The organism is Paenibacillus litoralis, from assembly GCF_046244365.1.
GTDB lineage: Bacteria > Bacillota > Bacilli > Paenibacillales > NBRC-103111 > Paenibacillus_V.
In genome coordinates, this window is record NZ_CP176395.1 from 2,253,577 (window position 1) to 2,272,127 (window position 18,551).

The 18,551-nt window shown below is 48.6% G+C and carries 17 protein-coding genes; 11 read left to right on the forward strand and 6 right to left on the reverse strand.

Annotated elements, in window-relative coordinates; all coding sequences use genetic code 11:
- The first annotated feature begins 4 nt into the window (after window positions 1-4).
- The 5 genes from ACKGJP_RS09170 (at window position 5) to ACKGJP_RS09190 (ending at window position 6,626) form a co-directional block, all read left to right on the forward strand.
- Window positions 5-856 (forward strand): sugar phosphate isomerase/epimerase family protein, encoded by an 852-nt coding sequence (locus ACKGJP_RS09170; RefSeq protein WP_409345356.1) that lies wholly within the window; start codon window positions 5-7, stop codon window positions 854-856.
- A gap of 65 nt (window positions 857-921) precedes the next feature.
- A complete protein-coding gene (locus ACKGJP_RS09175; protein WP_409345357.1) occupies window positions 922-2,538 on the forward strand; it encodes an extracellular solute-binding protein in 1,617 nt (538 codons plus the stop codon).
- Window positions 2,539-2,638: 100 nt separating this feature from the next.
- Window positions 2,639-3,586, forward strand: a complete 948-nt coding sequence (locus tag ACKGJP_RS09180; protein WP_409345358.1) for an ABC transporter permease — start codon at window positions 2,639-2,641, stop codon at window positions 3,584-3,586.
- A 20-nt stretch (window positions 3,587-3,606) separates the two neighbouring features.
- Window positions 3,607-4,488 carry a carbohydrate ABC transporter permease gene (locus ACKGJP_RS09185; RefSeq protein ID WP_409345359.1) on the forward strand — a complete coding sequence of 294 codons (882 nt, stop codon included), beginning with the start codon at window positions 3,607-3,609 and terminating at the stop codon, window positions 4,486-4,488.
- 44 nt (window positions 4,489-4,532) lie between these two features.
- Window positions 4,533-6,626 carry a glycosyl hydrolase family 28-related protein gene (locus tag ACKGJP_RS09190; protein WP_409345360.1) on the forward strand — a complete coding sequence of 698 codons (2,094 nt, stop codon included), beginning with the start codon at window positions 4,533-4,535 and terminating at the stop codon, window positions 6,624-6,626.
- Window positions 6,627-6,771: 145 nt separating this feature from the next.
- Here ACKGJP_RS09190 and ACKGJP_RS09195 read toward each other — a convergent pair whose 3' ends face one another.
- Entirely contained in the window at window positions 6,772-7,809 is a 1,038-nt protein-coding gene (locus tag ACKGJP_RS09195) for a LacI family DNA-binding transcriptional regulator (RefSeq protein ID WP_409345361.1), read from the reverse strand.
- 138 nt (window positions 7,810-7,947) lie between these two features.
- On the opposite strand from ACKGJP_RS09195, the gene ACKGJP_RS09200 reads away from it, so the two are divergent.
- Together ACKGJP_RS09200 and ACKGJP_RS09205 are read left to right on the forward strand one after the other, a co-directional pair.
- Complete coding sequence (locus ACKGJP_RS09200) at window positions 7,948-9,495, forward strand: FAD-dependent oxidoreductase (RefSeq protein WP_409345362.1); 1,548 nt, start codon at window positions 7,948-7,950, stop codon at window positions 9,493-9,495.
- Between the two features lie 194 nt (window positions 9,496-9,689).
- Window positions 9,690-10,418, forward strand: a complete 729-nt coding sequence (locus ACKGJP_RS09205) for a helix-turn-helix domain-containing protein (protein ID WP_409347110.1) — start codon at window positions 9,690-9,692, stop codon at window positions 10,416-10,418.
- Window positions 10,419-11,409: 991 nt separating this feature from the next.
- Here the strand turns inward: ACKGJP_RS09205 and ACKGJP_RS09210 are convergent.
- Entirely contained in the window at window positions 11,410-12,282 is an 873-nt protein-coding gene (locus ACKGJP_RS09210; RefSeq protein ID WP_409345363.1) for a sigma-70 family RNA polymerase sigma factor, read from the reverse strand.
- Window positions 12,283-12,566: 284 nt separating this feature from the next.
- On the opposite strand from ACKGJP_RS09210, the gene ACKGJP_RS09215 reads away from it, so the two are divergent.
- On the forward strand, window positions 12,567-13,208 hold the full coding sequence (locus ACKGJP_RS09215; RefSeq protein WP_409345364.1) for an NAD(P)H-dependent oxidoreductase: 642 nt from the start codon (window positions 12,567-12,569) through the stop codon (window positions 13,206-13,208).
- 136 nt (window positions 13,209-13,344) lie between these two features.
- Here ACKGJP_RS09215 and ACKGJP_RS09220 read toward each other — a convergent pair whose 3' ends face one another.
- The 3 genes from ACKGJP_RS09220 to ACKGJP_RS09230 form a co-directional block, all read right to left on the reverse strand.
- On the reverse strand, window positions 13,345-13,746 hold the full coding sequence (locus tag ACKGJP_RS09220) for an ester cyclase (RefSeq protein ID WP_409345365.1): 402 nt from the start codon (window positions 13,744-13,746) through the stop codon (window positions 13,345-13,347).
- 71 nt (window positions 13,747-13,817) lie between these two features.
- Complete coding sequence (locus ACKGJP_RS09225) at window positions 13,818-14,165, reverse strand: ester cyclase (protein WP_409345366.1); 348 nt, start codon at window positions 14,163-14,165, stop codon at window positions 13,818-13,820.
- 114 nt (window positions 14,166-14,279) lie between these two features.
- Window positions 14,280-14,840, reverse strand: a complete 561-nt coding sequence (locus tag ACKGJP_RS09230) for an NADPH-dependent FMN reductase (RefSeq protein WP_409345367.1) — start codon at window positions 14,838-14,840, stop codon at window positions 14,280-14,282.
- A 188-nt stretch (window positions 14,841-15,028) separates the two neighbouring features.
- Here ACKGJP_RS09230 and ACKGJP_RS09235 point away from each other — a divergent pair, with 188 nt between their 5' ends.
- The 3 genes from ACKGJP_RS09235 to ACKGJP_RS09245 all read left to right on the forward strand — a co-directional run bounded on the left by ACKGJP_RS09235 (window position 15,029) and on the right by ACKGJP_RS09245 (window position 17,395).
- Window positions 15,029-15,814 carry an ArsR/SmtB family transcription factor gene (locus ACKGJP_RS09235; RefSeq protein WP_409345368.1) on the forward strand — a complete coding sequence of 262 codons (786 nt, stop codon included), beginning with the start codon at window positions 15,029-15,031 and terminating at the stop codon, window positions 15,812-15,814.
- 214 nt (window positions 15,815-16,028) lie between these two features.
- A complete protein-coding gene (locus ACKGJP_RS09240) occupies window positions 16,029-16,682 on the forward strand; it encodes a TetR/AcrR family transcriptional regulator (RefSeq protein WP_409345369.1) in 654 nt (217 codons plus the stop codon).
- A gap of 68 nt (window positions 16,683-16,750) precedes the next feature.
- Window positions 16,751-17,395 (forward strand): formylglycine-generating enzyme family protein, encoded by a 645-nt coding sequence (locus tag ACKGJP_RS09245; RefSeq protein WP_409347111.1) that lies wholly within the window; start codon window positions 16,751-16,753, stop codon window positions 17,393-17,395.
- 128 nt (window positions 17,396-17,523) lie between these two features.
- Here ACKGJP_RS09245 and ACKGJP_RS09250 read toward each other — a convergent pair whose 3' ends face one another.
- Window positions 17,524-18,411 carry a fructose bisphosphate aldolase gene (locus ACKGJP_RS09250; protein ID WP_409345370.1) on the reverse strand — a complete coding sequence of 296 codons (888 nt, stop codon included), beginning with the start codon at window positions 18,409-18,411 and terminating at the stop codon, window positions 17,524-17,526.
- Window positions 18,412-18,551 lie beyond the last annotated feature (140 nt).

The following is an 18,551-nucleotide window of genomic DNA, read 5'->3' on the forward strand; positions in this document are numbered from 1 at the left end:
AGGAATGCTTCAATTGACTTGTTTAACTTGGCCTTATTCGCGATTTAGCTTTGAAAGGGCCTTGCAAGGTATTTCAGCTGCAGGTTACCGGTATGTCGCTTTTGGTCTGCCCCATGAGGGTCATTCTTTACCGGATGAATCCGATGAAAACGCCGCAGCTCGTATACGGTTGCAACTGGAGAAATACCGGCTCGAGCCGGTTCTGCTGGTAAGTACGGAGCAATTGAGTGTCGATCAGCCTATTGAACGGACACGCCGAAGGATGGAGTTCGCTAAGTTACTTGGAATAGGCGAGTTGTTGAGTCTTGGAACGTCAAGTTATCGAATGTTCCCGGACATTCCGATCCCTGAAGCGGAAATGAACGTCATCAACCGGGCGTTCGCAAGCAAATTTCGCAGAGTAGCCGAAGAAGCGGAACGTTATGGCGTCCGAGTAAGTATAAAGCCGCATACCGGCAATTCGGGAAGCGCGGAACTATTGAAGCGAACGATTGCTGAAATCGGTTCCCCCTTTATTAAAGCGAGCTATGACCCCGGCAATGTCCGGTTTTATGAAGGGATCGATCCTGTTGCAGATTTCCCGCTGATCGCCGGTGAAACGATTTCCTTCGTCACGAAAGATCATTGCGGCGAGCGGGGGAATGCAAGCTTTCCGTTGCCGGGCGAAGGCGAAATCGATTTTAGTCGGCTGCTAACGACGTTGCAATCCGTTCATTTTAACGGCCCATTGATCGTAGAACGAGTGGATGTTCCTAACCGCTTGCCGCTTCTAGCGGAGGAAATCGACGAGCGAATAGCGAAAGCGAGAAAAAACTTGATTGTTTTACTGGAGCGAATCGGTTATCGCTATCAATAATCGCGATCACATATTGTAAGCGCTGACATATAGGTTTTGTGAAAAAAAAAGGAGGTCAAATAGACATGCATCAAAAAAGAAAACTTCCGTTTTATATGCTGGCTGGGTTGGGATTGACGGTTGCGGTTTCGGGTTGTGCCGGGAATCAAGGAGGAGGAACCGCTTCGACGGCGGGGAAGCAGGAGACGAACAAGCCGGAAGAACGAATCAAGCTAAAGCTGTTTATGAGCGATTCCGGCGTTCCGGTGCCAAACGGCACGGACCCGAGCAACAACGAATTTATTAACGTTGTGGAAAATTTGGCAAACGTCGATTTGGATGTGGAGATCCCCAGCTATGCCGACTTCACGACAAAGTACAATCTGATGCTTTCCTCCGGAAACATTCCCGATATCGTACACGGAACGGATACGAAAGTTACCGATTTACGCGGAGATGAAGGCGCGTTTCTCGATCTGAAGAAATACTACGACAAATCGGACAAGATCAAGAAAGTGATCACCCCGGAGATGATGGAGCTGGCAAAGTCGGATAGCGGCCACTATTACCGGATCCCGATGAACATGACCAACCAGCCGCAAGGACGCGGAGTCGTAGTCAGATACGATCTGCTGGTCAAGTATAATGAGGGCAAATGGCCGCAAACGATTGAGGAATGGGTAGAAATGATGCGCAAGCTCAAAAAAGCGGAGCCCGAATCCGTGCCTCTGTCCAATCGACTTGAAGGAGAGAGAGCGTTCGGCGGGGGCGGCAAAACGGTCTTTTTCTGGCACGGCGCGATGCCCTTCGAATATCGGGTACAGAACGGCAAAGTGGTCAGCACGTTCCAGCTTCCCGAGTATAAAGCGGCGATTGAGCTGATGAAGCAATTATACGATGAAGGACTTCTCGACAAAGAATTCGCTACAAATGACAATACCCGATATGCGAGTAAAAAGTCGACGAAGAATACGATGTTCGAAATGACAAGCTCCGATCAATTGGTGCCGTCGGCCGCGGCAAAGCCTAAAAATGCAGAATTTATCGAATGGCAGTGGTCGCCTGCATTGACCAAATATCCTTCGGTCCTGAAAGATCCCAAATACGCTCTTCCGTATAAGGGAAGTCCGATCGGCGAATCCGGGCTTTACATCTCCAAACAGTCCAAAGATCCGGACCGCGCGTGGCGGGTGATCGAAGCATTCGCTTCGAATGAGCTGTCGGAAGCCATCTTTTGGGGAAAAGAAGGCGTAACCTATGAAGTGAAGGACGGAAAGCGCGTTCCTATACCGGAAGCGCTGCGCAAACAATATTGGGCGATTAATCTCGCGCTGGTATGGGGATTTAACGGCCGGGTGGAATCCAATATAGCCGCAGCGGCGCAATTTTTGAGCAAGGAAGAGCTGTCCAGAAAGCTTGACGGTATGAAAATGCTGCAGGAACAGGCGATACAGAAAGGCGCCTCGCTCGAAACGTTCGTTACGCTTACGCCGGAGGCGGTCAAGAAAAAGTCCGAAGCGGACGCTTTCATTTCGAAGGCTTCCGTAGAAGCCATCATGGGGAAAATCAGCATGGCGGAGTTCGATAAAAAGGTCGAAGAGTTTACGAAAAAATTCGGCTTTATCTATGACGAGTATACAGATTACATGAAGAAAAACAAAGACAAGTTAGAGAAATTCGGTGTGAAAGAAGTGAATTGGTAGTCGGGTTTAGCCATTCCGTACGATCGCCGGGGAGCCTTGCGAGGCTCCGGCGATCGGCACGGTTGCCTTGTCGAACAGGGGAACGGGAGGATTGCCTGCAATGAATGCGAATGTTGAAAGTCATCATGCCATAAAAACGCGTAAACGGGGAAAACGGGTTTACAAGAAAACGCTCTTCGCCTTGTATTTATTATTTACGCCGACCTTTCTTACGCTCTTCGTGTTTCAGTACATTCCGATGTATGGTGTTCTTATTGCGTTTCAAGATTTCTCGCCTTTTCTGGGCGTTACGGAAAGTCCGTGGGTCGGGTTCAAGCATTTTATCTATTTCGCACAGGACGATACGTTTTGGAAGGTACTCAAAAATACGCTGATTCTTAATTTCTATGATCTTGTATTCGGTTTTACAGCTCCGATCGTATTTGCTCTCTTGGTAAATGAAATATGGAGCAAGTGGTTTAAGCGCGTTGCGCAAACGATTTCCTATTTGCCGCATTTTCTTTCCTGGATCGTCGTTTCCGGGGTATTCTATCAAATGCTCTCTCCAACTACGGGAATGGTAAATGCATGGCTGGATGGGCTCGGAATCGACCCGATTTTTTTCATGGCGGAAGAGAAGCTGTTCCGGGGCATTTTGGTCCTTGCGGATATATGGAAAAATGTCGGCTGGTCCGCTATTTTGTATTTTGCCGTCATCGCGGGCGTCGATTCCAGTTTGTATGAGGCGGCTATGATCGACGGCGCGACGAGGCTTCGCCGGATTTGGCACATTACGCTTCCCGCTATGGTGCCGATGATTGTTTTGATGCTGCTAATGCGGATTTCATCCCTATTCGAGGTCGGTTTTGAACGGATTTTCACCTTGCAAAACCCGACCGTACTTGAGGTTTCCGAGGTCATCAGCACCTATGTATACCGGCTGGGGTTAGTGAAAGCCGAGTATAGTCTAACGACGGCTATCGGATTAGTGCAAGGAATTTTAGGATTTCTCATGCTGATTACGGCGAACCGAATATCCAAAAGGCTAGTCGGAATGGGGCTTTACTAAATGCAGGGGGACATAGCGTAATGGAATATAAAACGGCATCGCGAAGGCTCTTCGAGATTTTTAATTATTTGTTCCTGACCGTATTTTGCATCTCGATCATCGTACCTTTCGTCAATGCTCTCGCTATATCGTTCAGCAGCTACGATGCGATTGCATCGGGAAGCATCGGGTTATGGCCGAAGAAGTTTACATTCGACTCCTACGTGAAGCTGGTGAACAGCAAGCAGTTTATGCAGTCGGTGTTGAATACCGTGTTTCTGACCGGCGTGAAGACGGTTCTTGTTATCATCAATTCATTGGCGGCGGGCTACGTGCTGTCACATAAACATTTGCTTGGCAGAAGTACGGTGTTCGTCTTTCTGATGATTCCGATGTTTTTTAGCGGCGGGTTAATCCCGACCTATTTGCTGATGAACAAGATCGGCTTGTACAACACTTACGGTGCGCTCATCCTGCCGGCTATCGTTAACATTTTTTATGTCATCGTCTTTCGCAATACGATCAATCAGCTTCCGCAGGAACTGCTGGAATCCGCCGAAATGGACGGAGCAGGCGAATTGAGGATCTTGTTCAAAATCATCCTGCCGCTTGTTCTCCCGATGACGATGGCATTCGTTGTTTTCAGCGCAGTCGCCTTTTGGAACGAGTGGTTCAACGTATTGATCTATATACGCGACAGGTCGATGTGGACTTTGCAGTACCAGCTTAGGGATATTCTGCTGAACTCTGCGCTTATCGATCATGAGACGAAAAGATCGCTTGTATCCTCCGAACCGCAAATTCATCCCGACAACTTGAAAATGGCCGCATTGATGGTTACGGTATTGCCGATTATCGCGATTTATCCTTTCGTGCAGAAATATTTTATTCACGGCCAGCTTGTGGGCGCCGTGAAAGGATAGCGGTTGGTTTTACAAATCCATTTTGATAAATGAGGTGGCAGGGGATGAAAGAGCCAATGGACAACCTGAATGCGCAGGATCGTAACAATGAAGAGCGGGAAACGGGAATCAGTCGACGGAAGCTGCTTGCTACGATTGGCGGTGCTGGAGCTGCAATGGTCTCGCTCGGAATGTTAAGAGGGATTTCAGCGAATGCGATGGGAGGGCAGGGCTCTGTCCAGGATTCCGTTTATGGAGGAGGGCACGGAGGCGGCCAGCTTGGACCGAATCCGAACTCGAGCCCCTCGATTAAAGTACGGTGGTATGATGTGCAGGATTATCATGTAAAGGGAGATGGCGTGACTGACGATGCTGCTGCGCTGTCCGCGCTTATAACGAATCGGATATCCGGACGGGAGAGTACGCTGTATTTTCCGGCAGGACAATACCGGTTTGGTGCGGATCTCGTTTTTCCGGATCATATCAGGCTGATTCTGGATAAAGGGGCGCTGCTTTCTCCCGATGCGGGCGTGACGATTACGATTCAAGGTCCGATCGAAGCGGGGCTTTATGCGGTTTTCGGAGGAAACGGGAAGATTATTCCAGAAAATACGGATGTTTATAATCCGGTTCATTTCGGCGCTGCAGGTGACGAAGCGACCGATGATACGGCAACCATCCAAAAGGCCATCGATGCTGCGGTGGCTGCGGGAGGGGGCGTTGTCTGGTTTCCGCCCGGACGCACTTACATGGTATCGACGTTAAACGTGCAATGGGGGCTGACGTTCGAAGGATATGGTGCTATCGTGAAACGGTTGCCGAATCAGGGGAAATGGACGCGAACGTTCACAACGCCGACAGCTAATGCGTACATAGGGCTGGAAAATTCGCCGCCGCTCATATTCAGAGGACTGACGATCGACGGGAATCGCCAAAATCAAGGGGATTACGACCGCTATCAGCTTGAGCAGGCACATCTTATTTTCGTAATGGGGAGCCGCACAAGCAAAGGGAGACTCTGCGTATGGGTAGAGGATTGTCATTTCAAAGACGGCGTTGCCGATGCGATCAGTGTCTATAACACGGTTTCTGCCAAAATCTCGAATTGTACGGCGGAAAACTGTTTTCGCGGAGGCGTGGTCGTTACCGGAGGCTATACCGATGTAGAAGTGACGAATTTTAAAGCGCATGGGTCCGTTCACTCTACCGGAATTGATGTGGAAGTTGACGGTTATGGATACGAACAATCGTATGCAGTCGATATTATGGTGGACAATCTGTTTTTGCCTGACGGCGAGTTTGATGTTGCGATCAAAGGCGGCTCCACCTTCGTTGGCAATAACATCATCGTAAGTAGGCCGTTATTTAATCTGTATGCCGACAAGTCTACGGTGAAAATATCCAATTCCGTCTTTCATATAGGCGTCAAAACAGATGTGGCAGACCGCATCATAGCGGCAGCTGACGTTACCTTTGAAAACTGTACCTTCGTTGCCGACGCTTCGCGTGCCGCTGCCGGATCTCCGCGAACGGTTGCCTGCGTGCATTTCCATCCGTTTTTCCGGAAAGACTGCAGGATCAAGTTTTATGATTGCGATTTCAAGCTCCATTCCTCGATTCAAGAGGGGGACACCGTATATGCCGTTTACTTCGTAGCCGACAAGCTGGAGAATAACAACCAGATCGTACTGGATGGCTGTCACATTGCGAAAGGGTTTGATTATGGTCTCTACATGGCGAAAGGCGGCACATTAGTCGTAAAAAATTCGACAATCGATGCGGATACCGGTTTTTATCTGAACAGTACGGACGGCGGATTCAACCTGGATGTAACGATCGACGGTTTAACGGTTAATAACGGAGCAGCATTGTTCGATTTTGGCTCCTATCAGTCCACGACCAAGCTGATCACTAAAAATTGTCTATTTGAAGAAAGCAAGAACGTGTTTAGGACCCGATACAATTTAGCGAATAACGCCTTTCTCGGAGGAAGGGTCATTGTAGGAGATCAGCCGCCTGCGGGTCGTTCCGTGCCTGGACTGGTCAATGATATTTTCCGGCTGCGTAAACCCGTACCGGGTTCCGTACTGGAGTGGGTATGCATCGAATCGAGCGCAACGTCGGCGATATGGAAGACAATGACGACCTTGGGCTCTTGACGAGAAGGGGATAAACTGGCGAATCATTAGGACGACGTAGCCGTTTGCTTTTAAAGTCGAACAAACCTCCACCCCTGTTTGAAGCGGGTGGAGGTTTGTTTTCATTCATTCATACATATTTCAAAATCAGAGTCAGCATGTCATATCATATGCGTTTCACAGTGCCTCCTTCGAACAGACCGCCCTGCAGGAAAATGTGCTCATACTGCAAGTGCGGGTTCGCCAGCCTCCACAACATCTTTTCCGCTGCCCGGATACCTGCTTCCCTAATCAGAAAAATCGGCCGCGTCAACTCGGTCAAAAATTCGTTTTCATTATGTGCGAAGCTAATTAAAGAGTAATCCTCCGGAATCCGCTTGCCGAGCAAACTGCATGTGTGATAGATCCATGCCGGATCGTAGCCAAGCGCGCACAAAATAGCGGTCGGCTTATATAGTTCCAGTTTCCGTGCCGTGCTATCGATCCAATCCCGTTTATTTTGTACTTTGTCCGTTACGTGATTCTCTGGATCAACTTGTATCCCTGCTTCCTCCATGGCTTCGACAAACGCCTGCCACCGCAGGCGAAATCCCCGGTAATCTTGAATATTTCCGATATACATGATGTTTCTGTGCCCCATCGATAGCAGGTACTGGACGGAAAGGTGGACGGCCGTGCCGACATCCCAAACGACGCTGTCGGCCTGTGCGGCAGGCGGTGGAAAGTTGATCACGATTCGAGGAATCGGTAGGGAAAGGATCATGCTCTCCTGATGCGTTTCGATCAATGGAGTTATGAAAATGCCGTCTGCATACATTAAGTTGTTTTCTTCCGTCCAATTATCGAACAGCTCCCGATTCACAATCGTATCCGGGATGATGATCGTTTCCACAACATGTCCATATTCGCTTAATTTCTCTTGAATTCCGCTTAGTATAAGATGATTGAGAGCGGAGCCCAGCCGGATCGGGAAGATCAGCTTGAAACGGTGCTGCTTGGATGAAAAAAGAGGAATGTGTTCCATTGCAAGGCTGCGCTCCTGATCTTTAGTACGGTAACCCATCTTACGAGCCGTTTCAATTACGGCGTGACGAGTCTCTTCGGACATGCCGGGCATTCCTCTCAATGCCTTCGATACGGTATGGACGGTTAAGCCTAGTTTGGCCGCCAAATCACGCAAAGTGACGTTTTTTTTATAAGGCATTTGCCTTTCCTCCTCATTAAATGAAACAATTCATGTAACAATAATAATATTAAATGTGAAACTAAAATACAACTAAAAATGTAATTATCCTCACTATATAATAGAATAAAATACATGTTCATTTAAGGAGAGAACCCTATGATCGATTTTCAAAAGATCCATTATTACGTTCCGCAGCCTCCTAACCCGTTTCCCCAGCAGACGTTAGAGGCCGATTTATGCATCTACGGGGGCACGTCGGCGGGTATTGCCGCAGCGATCCAGGCTCATCGCATGGGGGCGAAAGTTATCATCGCCGAGTTCGGCGGCCATCTTGGCGGGTTGACGACAGGCGGCTTGGGCGCAACCGATATCGGCAATAAAGCGGCAATCGGCGGTATTTCACGTGAATTTTATCAATTCGTTGGAGCTCATTACGGTAAACAGGAAGGGGATGGGACGCAATGGACCTTCGAACCGCATGTGGCGAAACGGATCTTTCAGGATTGGCTTGAAGAAGCGGGAATCATCGTACACTATCATCAGCAATTGGCTCGAGTCGAAATGAACAACGGGCGAATCGCACGGCTGGTTATGCATAACGGCAATATTTTCGAAGCCAAAATGTTCATCGATGCCACCTACGAAGGCGATTTAATGGCCGGTGCCGGAGTGGCGTATCATGTAGGCCGAGAAAATAATACGGTCTACAATGAGACGTTGAACGGCGTCCAATTCGGCTCGCCCCATCATATGTTCAAGACCTGGATCGACCCTTACATCTTCGAAGGCAAGCCGGATAGCGGCCTGTTGCCGGGGATTGCCGTAAGTCCTTTGCTTTACCAGGGCTGCGGGGACGCAAGCGTTCAGGCTTATAACTTTCGTATCTGTTTGACCAACGTGCCGGCCAATCGCATAGACTTTCCGGCTCCGCCGGGGTACAGCCCGGAGCGCTTCGAGCTTCTGCTGCGCTACATTCGTTCAGGCGTTTGGGATGCGATGAAGCTTCATGTGCAAATGCCGAATGGCAAAACCGATCTGAACAATCACGGGGCGGTGTCGACCGACCATATCGGCGCTAACTATAAATGGCCGGATGGCGACTATGAGACGAGGGAGCAAATTTTTCAAGATCACTTGCAGTACAATCTCGGTATGCTTTACTTTTTGAGCAACGATGAAAGGGTGCCTTCGCACATTCGCGATGAAGTGAAGCAGTGGGGATTGCCGGCGGACGAGTATGCCGATACGGGATTATGGACGCCTCAGCTATATATTCGCGAAGCAAGACGGATGGTGTCCGATGTGGTGATGACGGAGTATCATTGCAGAAAATTGGAGCAGGTGAATGATCCGGTCGGACTCGCCGCCTACACAATGGATTCTCATAACAGCCGCAGATTGGTTATCGAAGGACGTGTTGTCAACGAAGGCAATGTAGAGATTCCGGCAGCTTCGCCGTACCCGATCTCCTACCGCTCTATCGTCCCGAAGCTCGGGGAATGTTCAAACCTTTTCGTGCCCGTATGCTTGTCGGCATCCCATATCGCATTCGGTTCGATCCGGATGGAGCCGGTGTTTATGATCCTTGGCCAATCGGCGGCAACGGCGGCCGTTCAAGCAATCGAAGATAATTGTTCCGTTCAGGATGTTGATTATATCAAGCTGAGAGCAAGATTGTTAAACGACAAGCAGGTATTGGGGTAGAACTGATTTTTTTTGATATGCGATTAGCCAATAATCGATCAAGAAAAGGCGGTGCAAATCGGATGACGACATTTGGGGCGAATATGAAGAAGGTGATCGAGATCGGCAGCATTACCAGATTCGAATCGAAGGACGTCTCGAATGACAGGTTCCTGAAGGAAAGCGGGGAAACATGCTGGAGAATGATTTACGTGATGAAAGGGGAGCTTCAGAGCGAGGAGCCGCTTTCCGGTAAACGGTTGCAGCAGGGGGAGCTGATTTTCCTATCGCCCGGAGAATCCTTGACGGTATGCGGAGGCTCGCGGACGACTGTATTGAGAATTACTTTTGTTAGCTTCTCGACAGCTTTAGATTCATTTCGAACAAAATGTTTCTCCCTGGGAGAACACGAAAGACGTATGGTTACGGATATGATCATGGAGCGTTTACAATCTGGAATTGGATGCGATCAACTGCTAACAAGTTATTTTGAGATATTTCTGATCCGGCTTCTTCGCAGAGGTACATTTTTCGATATCGACAACAAGATATATTCGGGGCATAGAGAAACTGTTAAAGGGGACATCTCTAAAAATATAATCGAATACATTGAAAACAACACGTCAGATGTTTCTATGGAAAACATATGCAGATTTTTCTCCTACAGTAAATCCCGCATCAGTACTTTGTTTAAGCAAAGCACGGGATACAGCGTCATGGAGTATACGAAAAAGCATAAAATCGAGAAAGCAAAAGCGCTGATTCGGGAAGGCAAATACAGCTTTACAGAAATTGCGGAGTATCTCGGTTACAGCAGCATTCATTACTTCTCTAAGGATTTCAAGAAGTTTACCGGGATGACGCCTTCTGTTTATGCGAAGTCCGACAAGCCGGAAAAAGTGTTCGAGTACAGCTTCCAGTTTGTCGACAGAATATCGGGGTAACATACCGTCCCATCCATCAGAAAGCATCAACAGTCCAAGAACTTGTTCCGGTTGTTAATCGCGATAAGAAATCAGTAAAGAATCAGAAAAGCAGAAAGCTGATCGGGACCGGGGAGAACCCCCTGGCGGGTTCGTCCCGCGCGGACGGCGTGCTCTTGGGGTCCCGCAAAGTAATCGGAATAAACTTCGAAGCTTTGCGTCACTTTGTGGGGGGCGAAAACGGCGTCTGAATCTACCGCCGCGATCTACTTCGGCGAGTCAGCTTCGTCAGCAAGTTAAATCGAGATTCATACATCCCCCAGGCTCCCGCCAAAACAGAAAAACCACTTCATGCGGAGTGGTTTTTCTGTTTTGGTTTGCCTAGAATACCATTTCGATGGCTACGTTTTTTACTAAATGGAGATCCGAAAGGGGGTAAACCGGGTTTGCTACGCACGCTTGGTCGGACCAACCTAGAGGATCACCTGATTATGCTCCAACGGAGGGCAAGGTCCGTTAAAAGAATAGGCATCATTGTCAATCCGGTAAAGCGACATTCAATCAAGCGGAAATTCACAACGCTGATCTGGAAAAGGGGTAATGGTCCATGTTCGTTCTGCTTTCTTTCTGCTTCTCGAGCGACAACCCCTATAATCAGGCCATGGAAATATTAGTAACGCAGATGAATTATTTTCGTAAGTATAGCAGTCATTGGAGTTAATGAGTACATCCATAAATACGATAATCAAGCAGTCCATATTTTCTGGCTTACCAGTCCATTCCAATAAGCCCTTTGACTAGCCATGAAGTAAAGAATAGATGCTTCGGCGAATCAGCATCGTCAGCAAGTTAAATCAAGATTCATACATCCCCCCAGGCTCCACCAAATATAAAAAAAAACACGCCTGCATGGCGTGTTTTTTGTTTGCAAGGGTTCTGAAGGGGGAGTGGGCCCCTCAGGTTCGTCCGCATGAAGGGGGCTGCAGGATACCTTAATGCACTTGAAGGATGATCAATCGCCTAACACCGCCAAGTCGAGCCGGCGTATACGTGAGGGGTCGGATATCAAGTCGACCTCGGTGATTTTTCCGTTCCTGATTGTAAATTGGAGTACGTAGGCCAGTCTTCCGCGCGGAGCCGCGATGACCCCTACTGATCCGTTCACGAGAGCCGATTGTGCAGCTTGAGCACGTCCCGAAACTTGTTTGGCCAGAGCTATCGCGCCTCGAGTCACTCTTGAGGCTCCTGTCTGGCGATCGTCCCGGAGCACAACGTCCGGATCGAGCGCTGCTACCAGCTTATCGAAATCACCGGCGTGCGCCGCGGCGAGGAAAGCATCGATAATTTTCCGGTTACGAGCAAGATCGGTCAAAGACCCCGCTACCTTCCCCGCTCCCTGCACCCGGCGGCGGGCACGGCTTGCCAGTTGTCTTAGAGCGACCTCGGATTTTCCCGTAATAGGAGCAATTTCGGTAAAGGACATGGCGAATATATCGTGCAGCACGAACGTGACGCGCTCCGCAGGATTCAGAGTGTCGAGCACGACCAGCAGCGCGAGACCGACTGATTCAGCGAGCAGCGCTTCTTTTTCGGGATCGCTTCCCTCCTTATTACTCGCGAGCTTCTCGGGCAAGGCCGTTTCTATCGATTCTTCGCATCTTGATTTTCGTGACCGCAGCATGTCGAGACACACCCGCGAAACGACTGTGGTCAGCCATCCCCCTAGGTTCCCGATATCGCTCGTATCCGAACGGTTGAGACGCAGCCAAGATTCCTGCACCGCATCCTCCGCCTCGCTCAATGATCCAAGCATTCGATACGCCACCGCCTGCAGATGATTCCGGTGCGTTTCGAATCGCTCCGCCAAACCTGTATATTCGCTCATCGTTCCCATTCCTTCATAAATATAAAATTGGTCTTATAGATACTGACGAATGAAAGTCAGCAGATGTGACAAGGCGCCTAATATTTGTTCATTTTCCCGCTGCATGTCACACTCGCGAGTTTTGATCCGTCATCGTAGTGAAAGGTCGAATCTTCGGCACCGATTACCAAAATGAAGGAGTGTTTCCCATGAAGTCCAGAATGATATGCCCGCTATGATCCTATCCGAATAAGGGCGCTCTTCGCTTTTGTTTTTCCCGATAATGAATTGGAGGTAATGTAATTATGGCTAAAGTATTATATATCACCGCACATCCGAGCGATCATGAAACGTCTTATAGTATGGCAGTAGGGAAAGAATTCATACAAGCATACCACTCCGTAAATCCTAAAGATGAAGTTGTGCAACTAGATCTCTATCGAATGGACATTCCGCAGCTTGATGCCGATGTTTTTAGCGGTTGGGGCAAACTGGGGGCAGGTTCTCCTTTTCAAGATTTGACCGATGCAGAGAAAGCGAAGGTCGGTCGTATCGGTGAATTGGCAGATCAATTCGTTGCTGCGGATAAATATATATGGGTAAGTCCGACATGGAATTATTCCTATCCGCCCGTTATGAAAGCGTATATCGACTCCGTTTGCATACCGGGCAAAACCTTCAAATATATTCCGGGTAAAGGTCGAGTCGGCTTGTTGAGCGATAAAAAAGCGGTTCACATTCAAGCTAGCGGAAGTTTCTTGTCTCCAGGCTCAGTAGACGCAGACATGGAAATGGGCCATCGCCATTTGCAGATCATTATGGAGTTCCTTGGAGTTCCTAGTTTCGAACGTATTTTTGTAGAAGGCATGGCCACGGATCCCGATCAAGCACCGGAGATTAAAGGAAGGGCGATCCAACAAGCGCGCGAAGTTGCCCGGACCTTCTAGCTCTATAACGCAAAAAGACCCTATTCGTCTAGAGTAGGGTCTTTCTACGTAATGCGGCAGCTCAGCTTGGGGAGAGAACACCTAACGAATGAGCTCGTTCCGCTTGAACGGAGTGAAGCGAGTATATACGAGGGAATCAGTTGCCCCGAATCTGGTGCCACATCGTGACCATATCGATCCAGCCGCGATGCTCGGTAATTTTGCCGTCCACAACGCGATATTGCCGGTACAGCGTGACATCAATACGATTACCCGTGGGCGTGGTTCCGAAGAACATGCCTTGATGCGTGCCTTTCACTGTCATTCTTACAAGCACCTTGTCCTCTTGTCCGATGATCTCTTCTACGGTGTAGCGTTTATCGGGAAATGCCTCCAAAATCGTTGCTGCGAATTGTTTCAAGCCTTCCTTGGACCGGTAAGAGAGTTCTTGATAATCGGCTGACAGAAGTCGATCCACGCATTCCAATTCGCTTTGATTCCAAAATGCCTCGATAAATTCACTTACCGTTTCCATGTTGCTCTGTTCCATCGTTTTCATTCTCAACATCTCCTAATCAGTTAGTGGTAGGTTTGATCTGTCTACGCATGTCGCTACTATACTTCATGCCGTTAGTGAGCTTGAATTTGGGGTAACAGTGTGGCCGTATCGAACCAGCCGCGGTGTTCGGCGATTTTCCCGTCGATGAAGCGGAATTCGCGGAATTGAGTCGCCTTCACGGTTTTGCCTGTAGGTGCACTTCCTGCAAAATGGCCAGAATGTACGGCTGTCATGAAAATTTTTGCGATAACCTTCGCTTCTTGGACGAGGATTTCATCCACGGTATACCGCCGATCCGAAAATGCCTCCACGAATTGCGGAATAAAAAATTGATCGGTCTTCTCCAAAAGGCTCCGATTCGCAATGTCCTCTATAAAGGCGGTCACCGTTTCTACATTTTTTCGTTCCATCGTTTGCATACAAAATATCTCCTTTTATAGTTGTTTAAACCGGTTATACTTGGGCAAACCGATTTAGAAAACATTACGTTACCGTTTGGTAACATAATGGCGATAAAAAAGTGACTTGCGCAGTTAGTTTACAGCCGCCGCGGTTGCGGTTAGTTTCCAGGTCAGCTCAACGAAACGGTTGACGGCATCTCTAACCCTGTTTTTCATCCCCTCGTCTAACGGAGCGCCGTCGGGACCGAGCGTATTGGATCCATACCCGATCGAAATCCACTCCGGACAGTTAATCCCATGCAAATTACGCACAATCGTCTGCAGATGCAAAAGCGAGCTTACTCCGAGCGGACCGCCTGCGGAACTTACGGAAAGCACCGTCTTGCCCGCAACCTGGCCTGCGGTTACATAGTCCAGGGCATTTTTAAGCGCGCCTGATATGGAGCCATGGTACTCTGGAGTAGCAAGGATCACACCGTCTCCATCTGCGAGTGCTTCCAATACACGCTGGACGTTCGGATGAAAATCCCAGTTGTCGGGTGAAAAAAGCGGCAGCTGCAGCTCCGATAAATCGATGAATGCGACCGAAATGTGCTGGGCTTTCAAAAGATTTTCGAGGTGCTTGAGAAGGGACGTGCTTGTTGCGTTTGCGCGGTTGCTTCCCGCGATCAAGGTTACTTTCATCTTCAACATCGCCTTTCATTTCAAATGGTTGGTTGGGGCCAGAAGGACTTGCATGTCGCCGGCTGACAAACAAATCTGTTTGTGTTAATATGTGACTATAAGGTCACTTTTTATGATTTCATCATACGTTACTGATTGGTAACATGTCAAGCAATTCAAACCATTTGTTTCAGATCGTCATGGAGGAGGTGTTACGATTGGAAAATGACATATTCAAAGCGCTAGCGGATCCCAGCCGCCGTACGCTTTTGGATCTGCTTCACGCCTCGAACGGACGGACGCTGAATGATCTATGCGCGCCGCTCGACATGTCCCGATTCGGCGTCATGAAGCATCTGAACATACTGGAGGAAGCCGGGCTCATTACCACGAGAAAAGCAGGTCGTGAAAAGCTACATTATTTGAACGCGGTGCCCATACGTCAAATTTATGAGCGATGGGTGAGCAAATACGCCGAACCATGGGTGATCGGATTAACGTCTCTTCAAAACGAGTTGGAGTGTGAAACGAATATGGAAAACAAACCCCGGACTATAAACCGGATAGCGATTAAAGCCATGCCCGAACAAGTGTGGCAAGCTCTTACGGATCCGGACAAGACGTCGAAGTTTTGGTTCAATTGCGCCATCCGATCTACCTGGGAAATCGACTCTCCATTCGAACTATGGAACGGGGAAGAGAAAAAAGCGGAAGGGATCATTCTCGAATGGAATCCTCCGAATAAGCTCGTAATGAGCTGGCGCTTTATTTCGTTTCCCGGCACGGAGAGCGACACCCCGTCGCGCATTACGTGGGAGATTGCTGCCCATACCGAGCTTCACGGCGTGACCCTTGTAACCGTTGTGCATGATGAATGGGAACAATCTGTCGGCACCGCCAAAATTCTCGAAAACGGGTTGCCGATTGTGCTTTCGGGCATGAAGACGTTGCTTGAAACCGGGAAGATGCTCGCAAGCGATAATAATGAAAAGTCTGGCGAATAGCGATAAATCGTGTTTCGGTCAACCACGCCTGTAGAGGCGTGGTTTTTTGGTGCGGGAAAAGCGGAACCCGGTTCGTCTGCGCGGAGTAAGGGTATCCGTTCACTTCGAAATTCAAACCGTGTGTATCTTCATTTGACAATGCGGGCAACCATTATGTACACTTTATTTATTCCGACTGTTCAGTATAAAAAAATATGGGGAACAAGGTGAGAGCATGCCCAAATTAGGAATGGAACCGAAGCGCCGAGCGGCTGTCATAAACGCTACATTAACCTGTATTAGCAATCACGGGATTGATGGCATGACTCTGGATAAGGTTGCGGAGTATGCGGACTGCTCAAAAGGAGTTGTCACTTACTATTTTAAGAATAAAGATAGCCTGACGATCGAAGCTTTCAAGTCGTTCCTGGCCTATTATGGTCTAAAGATCGAATCGGAAATTGCAAACGGAATGACGGCCGGGGAAATGATGGGCGTTACGTTGAAACATATTTTACCGCCATACCGTGATGATACGGAGAAGAAGATTAATGTTTCGTCGCTAGATGGAATTGAAACGATGTTTATCCCGCATGAAGATCAAGCAAGGCTATTTCTGCAGTTTTTCTCGAAAGCCGTGATGGACCGCGATTTGCAGGAAGTCGTATCAAAGAGCTATATGGCTGATCTTCATGGCATAGCCAAGATTTTCGATTACGGTAACATGACGGGGCATATGTCTGTAGAAGATTCCCACAGTGCTGCATATGGGCTGCTGGCAATGGTAGTAGGTCTGAGCTTCTTTAGAGTAGCGAACATCCCGCCGATCAATGGCCAAGATAACCGATACCTTTGTGAGGATTATGTGGGAAGGTTCACAAACAAGTGATTGAAGTACAAAAGGGAACGGGAGGAAGATAGGTGTCAAAACCAGGAAGCAGTCATGCGGAGTATCCCATGGTGAAAATTTCTGCAGGTGAAATTGAATTAAGGGACGATCGCGTAAAGACCACATGGACGGTAGAAGTGAATGCTTTTTGGCTTGCGCCGGTTCCTGTGACGAAAGCGTTATATTTCTCGATCTTGCAAAAAACATTTGGACCTGAAGACCATCCTGAAGCACCGGTTGTGGAGGTGTCATGGAATGATGCGATCTCATTTTGTAATTTGCTATCCCGGCACTCCGGTCTGAAGGAATGCTACACGGTAAGCGATGATGGCGAGAGCGTCGTCTGCAACTGGGGAGCGGATGGCTATCGTCTTCCTACGGAAGCGGAATGGCAGTATGCGTGCAGAGCCGGAACAACCGGGTACCGATACGGAGAGCTGGATGAAATAGCTTGGTATGATGAAAACTCCGGGGGCATGGTACATGAGGTGGGGAAAAAGGAGCCGAATGCATGGGGGCTCTACGATATGTTGGGTAATGTTTGGGAGTGGTGTTGGGATCTATACGATGTGAAAGTATACGGCTCCTACAGAGTTTTCCGCGGCGGAAGCTGGGCGGAAGAAGCTAGAGGCTGCGGGGCCACGTGCCGCCGCCGAAGTCACCCTACGTTTCGAATTGAGGATCTCGGCTTTCGTCTTGCCAGGTCCCTGTAAGGTGGGAGAAAAGGCATATTCTCGGTAAAAGTGCATTTTCCATAAAAACAAGGAAGGTTAGCTTTACGCTAGCCTTCCTTGTTTTTTTGCGTTTCATTTACTCGGGATCGATGATCGTCCCGGAATCTTTATTTGACGGAGGCTTCATAAATGTCCTGAATGGATTTGGACAGCATTGCATTGAATTCGTCGTTTGTTTGCCCTGCGGTGAGTCCCTGCGATAAGGCGCGCGAGAAGCTTGCGATCAAGCCGTGATTATGGGCCAGCTTTTCGTTTGCTTCCGCTTGCGTGTAGCCGCCTGATAAAGCCACAATCCGTACAACGTGCGGATCTTCCATTAAATCGCTGTAGAAATTGTTTTCCGTCGGGATGGAGAGTTTAAGCATGATCTTCACGTCTTTGCCTAGGGTAGACAATTGAGCGGAAATTTCATCCTTTAGTATTTTTTCGGAAGTTGCCTTATCCGCGCTGTAGATATCGACTTCCGGTTCGATAATCGGAACCAGTCCCATCTCTACGATTTGGTTACCGATGGCAAACTGTTGCTCAACGACTTTTTTGATTCCGGCTGGATTGGCCTCCTTAATTAGCGAGCGCATTTTCGTCCCGAAGATGTTTCGGTCAACCGCCCGTTTCAGCAGGTCGTTTAAGCCGGAGATCGGCTTCATGAGCTGAACCCCGTCTTCCAGATCGGCTAGCCCTTTATCCACTTTCAGAAAAGGCACAATGCCTTTCTTTTCCCAAAGATAATCGGCGGTAAATTGTCCGTCAATGAAACGATCCATCGTGTTCTCAAATAAGATCGCACCCAAAATGTACTGGGAATCGAACGAAGAACTCTTGATAATACGCGTTCTCATCTCGTGAACCAATGCATACATCTCTTCTTCATTGGAGTAGCTGTTTTCCTGAATGCCATACTGCTGGAGAGCCTTAGGCGTGCTTCCGCCGCTTTGGTCCAAGGCCGCTATAAAGCCTTTTCCCGTACGGATTCGATCCAATTGATTCGTATTCATGAATGTTTCTCCTTCCTTTTCGTGGACTGAATGACATCTAGAATTCTTTTATTATAGCACTTTATTCGCGGGCATCCCAAGCATATCCGAATTTCGGCAATAAGATGCATGGTCCGGAACAAGCTTGGGCCAATTGATGG

Bases quoted from the DNA above. Each gene is read 5' to 3' on its own strand.
- ACKGJP_RS09170 (WP_409345356.1), top strand. From the start codon at position 5: ATGCTTCAATTGACTTGTTTAACTTGGCCTTATTCGCGATTTAGCTTT.
- ACKGJP_RS09175 (WP_409345357.1), top strand. From the start codon at position 922: ATGCATCAAAAAAGAAAACTTCCGTTTTATATGCTGGCTGGGTTGGGA.
- ACKGJP_RS09180 (WP_409345358.1), top strand. From the start codon at position 2,639: ATGAATGCGAATGTTGAAAGTCATCATGCCATAAAAACGCGTAAACGG.
- ACKGJP_RS09185 (WP_409345359.1), top strand. From the start codon at position 3,607: ATGGAATATAAAACGGCATCGCGAAGGCTCTTCGAGATTTTTAATTAT.
- ACKGJP_RS09190 (WP_409345360.1), top strand. From the start codon at position 4,533: ATGAAAGAGCCAATGGACAACCTGAATGCGCAGGATCGTAACAATGAA.
- ACKGJP_RS09195 (WP_409345361.1), bottom strand. From the start codon at position 7,809: ATGCCTTATAAAAAAAACGTCACTTTGCGTGATTTGGCGGCCAAACTA.
- ACKGJP_RS09200 (WP_409345362.1), top strand. From the start codon at position 7,948: ATGATCGATTTTCAAAAGATCCATTATTACGTTCCGCAGCCTCCTAAC.
- ACKGJP_RS09205 (WP_409347110.1), top strand. From the start codon at position 9,690: ATGAAAGGGGAGCTTCAGAGCGAGGAGCCGCTTTCCGGTAAACGGTTG.
- ACKGJP_RS09210 (WP_409345363.1), bottom strand. From the start codon at position 12,282: ATGAGCGAATATACAGGTTTGGCGGAGCGATTCGAAACGCACCGGAAT.
- ACKGJP_RS09215 (WP_409345364.1), top strand. From the start codon at position 12,567: ATGGCTAAAGTATTATATATCACCGCACATCCGAGCGATCATGAAACG.
- ACKGJP_RS09220 (WP_409345365.1), bottom strand. From the start codon at position 13,746: ATGAAAACGATGGAACAGAGCAACATGGAAACGGTAAGTGAATTTATC.
- ACKGJP_RS09225 (WP_409345366.1), bottom strand. From the start codon at position 14,165: ATGCAAACGATGGAACGAAAAAATGTAGAAACGGTGACCGCCTTTATA.
- ACKGJP_RS09230 (WP_409345367.1), bottom strand. From the start codon at position 14,840: ATGTTGAAGATGAAAGTAACCTTGATCGCGGGAAGCAACCGCGCAAAC.
- ACKGJP_RS09240 (WP_409345369.1), top strand. From the start codon at position 16,029: ATGCCCAAATTAGGAATGGAACCGAAGCGCCGAGCGGCTGTCATAAAC.
- ACKGJP_RS09245 (WP_409347111.1), top strand. From the start codon at position 16,751: ATGGTGAAAATTTCTGCAGGTGAAATTGAATTAAGGGACGATCGCGTA.
- ACKGJP_RS09250 (WP_409345370.1), bottom strand. From the start codon at position 18,411: ATGAATACGAATCAATTGGATCGAATCCGTACGGGAAAAGGCTTTATA.